This window comes from Neisseria sp. P0021.S005, assembly GCF_051956955.1.
The window spans coordinates 1-3,815 of record NZ_JBQCWY010000283.1 but is presented as its reverse complement, the minus strand read 5'-3'; the positions used below and the strand labels follow the sequence as shown (position 1 = coordinate 3,815).

At 47.2% G+C, this 3,815-nt stretch carries 5 protein-coding genes and 1 other RNA gene; 2 read left to right on the top strand and 4 right to left on the bottom strand.

Annotated elements, in window-relative coordinates; all coding sequences use genetic code 11:
- Window positions 1–244, top strand: a transfer-messenger RNA (tmRNA) gene (gene ssrA, locus ACTHUE_RS12730); the annotation flags it as partial.
- A 167-nt stretch (window positions 245–411) separates the two neighbouring features.
- On the opposite strand, the gene ACTHUE_RS12725 is transcribed toward ssrA, so the two are convergent.
- The 4 genes from ACTHUE_RS12725 to hda form a co-directional block, all read right to left on the bottom strand.
- Window positions 412–1,197, bottom strand: coding sequence for an endonuclease/exonuclease/phosphatase family protein (locus tag ACTHUE_RS12725; RefSeq protein WP_039862165.1), 786 nt, complete (start codon window positions 1,195–1,197; stop codon window positions 412–414).
- Between the two features lie 157 nt (window positions 1,198–1,354).
- Window positions 1,355–1,669 carry a TonB family protein gene (locus ACTHUE_RS12720; protein WP_004519868.1) on the bottom strand — a complete coding sequence of 105 codons (315 nt, stop codon included), beginning with the start codon at window positions 1,667–1,669 and terminating at the stop codon, window positions 1,355–1,357.
- Between the two features lie 59 nt (window positions 1,670–1,728).
- Window positions 1,729–2,397: an HAD family hydrolase gene (locus ACTHUE_RS12715; RefSeq protein ID WP_004519869.1), complete on the bottom strand. Its 669-nt coding sequence runs from the start codon at window positions 2,395–2,397 to the stop codon at window positions 1,729–1,731.
- The gene (gene hda, locus ACTHUE_RS12710; RefSeq protein ID WP_004519871.1) at window positions 2,394–3,062 is read right to left on the bottom strand and encodes a DnaA regulatory inactivator Hda; all 669 of its coding nucleotides are present in this window, start codon (window positions 3,060–3,062) and stop codon (window positions 2,394–2,396) included. The genes ACTHUE_RS12715 and hda overlap by 4 nt, the downstream gene beginning before the upstream one ends.
- A 230-nt stretch (window positions 3,063–3,292) precedes the next feature.
- Here hda and ACTHUE_RS12705 point away from each other — a divergent pair.
- The coding region (locus ACTHUE_RS12705) for a DedA family protein (protein WP_440423639.1) at window positions 3,293–3,815 on the top strand (523 nt) is incomplete at its 3' end.

Sequence of the window (3,815 nt, the reverse complement as noted above, 5' to 3'; positions counted from 1 at the left end):
CTTAAGGCCTGCCGTTGCAGCAGTTGGTCAATGGGCTGTGTAGCGCAAGCTACCGCAACGTCATTCTACATTGACTGGTTTTCTGTCGGGTTACTTGGCAGGAAACGAGATTTAAGGTAACTGGTTCTCTGAAGGCCTGTTGGTCGGCATGATGAGGACGAGATTCTAAATAGACACAACTAAGTATGTAGAACGCTCTGTAGAGGACTTTCGGACGGGGGTTCGATTCCCCCCGCCTCCACCAGATTTGAAGCGCAAATTTTTGATTTAAAAAGGTTTGCGCTTTTTTATAAACTTAAACAGGCCGTCTGAAACTTTTAAGACGGCCTGTTTTTGTCTCAAATATCTGAGTGAAAAAACTTTTTCTTTCGATACATTGCCAATAGTACTTTGCTTTAAAAAATTTCAGCCTTACATTTTTCTATCTGATTTCATATTCATTTTACGATGCGGCCTAACCGTTACACTCAATGGCAGATGATCTGACAAATGTTGCCAGTCTTTACTGTTGTGAATTTCAGAATCGATGACATCAAGATTGCGCGTATAAATGCGGTCGAGGCTGAGGATGGGCAGGCGCGAAGGGAAGGTTTTGGGGCGTTTGCCTGTATTATCGACAAATACTTCGTTCAAATCTAATGCACTGCCCAGCTCACGCGCTGATTTCTGCCGCCAGTCATTAAAATCGCCGGCAATAATCAAAGGGCTTTCCGGACGAATGTACCGGCCAACGTAGTCGCTGATGGCTCGGTATTGTTTGAGGCGGTCTGGCTCGCGCAGATTGAGGTGGACGCACAGACACACCAGCGGATCTTCCCAACCTTCGGGTACGACCTCACAATGCAACAGGCCGCGTTGTTCGAGTTTATTAACGCTGATGTTGAGGTTGTTTTCCGTTTTCAGCGGCAGGCGGCTGAGAATGGCGTTGCCGTGGTGTCGTTTGGGATAGACGGCATTTTTGCCGTAGCTGCGATGATAATCGAGGCTGTCGCCGATGATGTCGTAATGCGGTGCATCGGGAAAGTCGGTACGGCGGCTTCTGTTGAGATGTTGTCCTTGGACTTCTTGTAAAAACAAAACATCCGAACCCAATGCACCCAGCGCGTCAGCCATGCGGTTGACTTGCACTTTGCGGTTGAGCGCAGACATGCCTTTGTGCATATTGTAGGAAGTAATGGTAACTGGACGGGGAGACATGATGTGTGATGAAGCGGTTTATTTGTTTTAGTATAGCACCGGAGCGTGTGGTTTTACGGCAATTTTGGTTATACTTGTTTAAAAAATAAAACGGCGTTTTGACAGAGAATTTCCCAATCAAAACGCCTTCTGTTTTTCAGACGGCCTTGCGTCCGAATCAGTTGTTGATTACTTCAACATTGGTTTCAAAAGTAACAGTGTGTTGGTATTTAGATGCGGTTTTGCGTTTCGGATAAGGATATTTGGAAACGCTTTTCACTGCGCGTTCGTCCATTTCAGGATTGCCGCTGGATTGAATGATATTTACGCGGTCAACATCGCCGGCAGGTGTTGTGAAGACATCCATCAAAACGGTTTTAACGCTGCCGTTTTGCGCTTTCATGGCTTCCAGAGTTTCGGTATCGGCTGCTTGAGCAGTACCGAATACAGCGGCAAACAACAGGGCTGAGGCGAGGAGTTTAGTCGTTTTCATGTTTTAGTCCTTATTAGGGTTGTGATTAGGTTAAATATTTCAGACGGCCTGATTCGTCGTTATTTGAAATTCAAAATCGGCCAACCTTTTGCTTTGGCTTCTTTTTCCAGCTCGGCATCCGGATTGACGGCGACAGGTTCGTCCACAATACGCAACAAAGGCAAGTCGTTTTTGGAGTCGCTGTAAAAATAAACTTTACCGTAGCTTTCAAATGTCTCGCCACGCTCGGCAAGCCATTGGTTCAATCGGGTAATTTTGCCTTCTTTCAGGCTGGGCGTACCGACATAGTTGCCGGTATATCGGCCGTCTTCGCCGATTTCAAGCTGTGTACCGATAATGTTGTGAATGCCGAAAAGATGACAGATTGGAGTAATGATAAATTCGTTGGTCGAAGAAATAACCAACATTTCGTCACCCGCCATTTGATGGCTTTGCACCAACATACGCTGCATCGGAGAAATATACGGGACAATATATTCGGCCATAAACTCGCGATGAAACTCAGCCAATTCCTCCTTGCTGAAACGGGCTAAAGGCGCGAGATGGAATTTGAGGAAGGCATCGATATCAAGACAACCGTTTTGATAGTCTTGGTAAAACTTTTCATTTTGCGCCTCGGTTTCAGCCGCATCGACTATACCTTTTTTAATCAGGTATTGCGGCCAGGAGTGATCCGAATCGGTATTGATCAAGGTATTGTCGAGGTCGAAAATGGCAAGGTTTTTCATTGGGTTTCCTGTTGTTTTAAAAGCTGGCGCAAAAGCGGCAAAGTAATGCGCTTGCCCATCATAACGGCGTAGTTGTCGAGGGTATCGAGCATTTGCATCAGGCTGTCCATATCGCGCCGCCAATGGTTCAGCAGGTATTCGAAGATTTCCGGATCGATGGTTACCTGACGGGCGGCAGCCATGCTGACGAGCGCATCGATTTTTTCCCGGTCGGTCAGCGGTTTGACTTCGTAAACCAAGCAATACGCCATGCGTGTGCGCAGGTCTTCGCGGATAACGAGTTGCTGCGGCGTATATTCGGAACTCAAAAGCAAAAAGCCTTTGCCGCTGTTGCGGAAGCGGTTGAATATGGCAAACAGTAAAGCCTGTTCTTCATTATTAAGCTTTTCGATTTGGTCAATGGCAAGATATTCCGCATCCAATGCGGCTTCTGTCAGCGGCGTGGCGGCGGCATCAATATAGAGGGCATTTCGTCCGGCATCGAGCGCCTGTGCGACCCATGCCTGCAAGAGATGGCTTTTACCTGCGCCCTCTTCGCCCCAAACATAGATACATTGCCCATGTTTGTGCTGCAACACATACACCAGCTCGGCATTTTCTGTTCCCAAAAATTTGTCGAAGCCGGGATAATCATGGCTGGCAAAATCGAAGATGAGCTGGTTCACAAAGGCGCACCGGTTAGGTTGAAATCGGCTTTATTTTACGTTGTTTTGCCGTCCACCATCAAGGATAAAGGCCGTCTGAAGCCTATACCTGCAACATATCTGCACTTCTAAACATATCTTGACGCGCTTACGGCATTGGTTTTATTCCGCTTTGGTTTTACAATGTCGAACTTCTCGCCGAAACATTTGTCTGTTCTTTTTCAGACGGCCTTTTTATTTGGGGAACCCTAGTGATTTCTACCCTTATTGATTTCATCCTCCATATCGACCAACACCTTGTCCACCTTTCCTCCCAATACGGCCCGTGGATTTACGCGATTTTGTTTGTTGTGATTTTCTGCGAAACCGGTTTGGTCGTAACGCCATTTTTGCCCGGCGACTCGCTGCTGTTTGCTGCCGGCGGTATTGCGGCCATCGGCGGCATGAACATCCACGTCATGGTATTGCTGCTCTTAGCGGCCGCCATTCTAGGCGATGCGGCCAACTTTATGATTGGCAAATATTTTGGACAAAAACTGTTTGCCAATCCTGATTCCAAAATTTTCCGCCGTTCGTATTTGGAAAAAACCCATGCGTTCTATGAAAAACACGGCGGCAAAACCATCATCATTGCCCGCTTTGTGCCAATTGTGCGGACGTTTGCGCCATTTGTCGCCGGTATGGGCGATATGCACTACGCGACGTTTATCCGTTACAACATTATCGGCGCGGTGTTGTGGGTATTGTCGTTTTCCTATGCAGGCTACTTCTTCG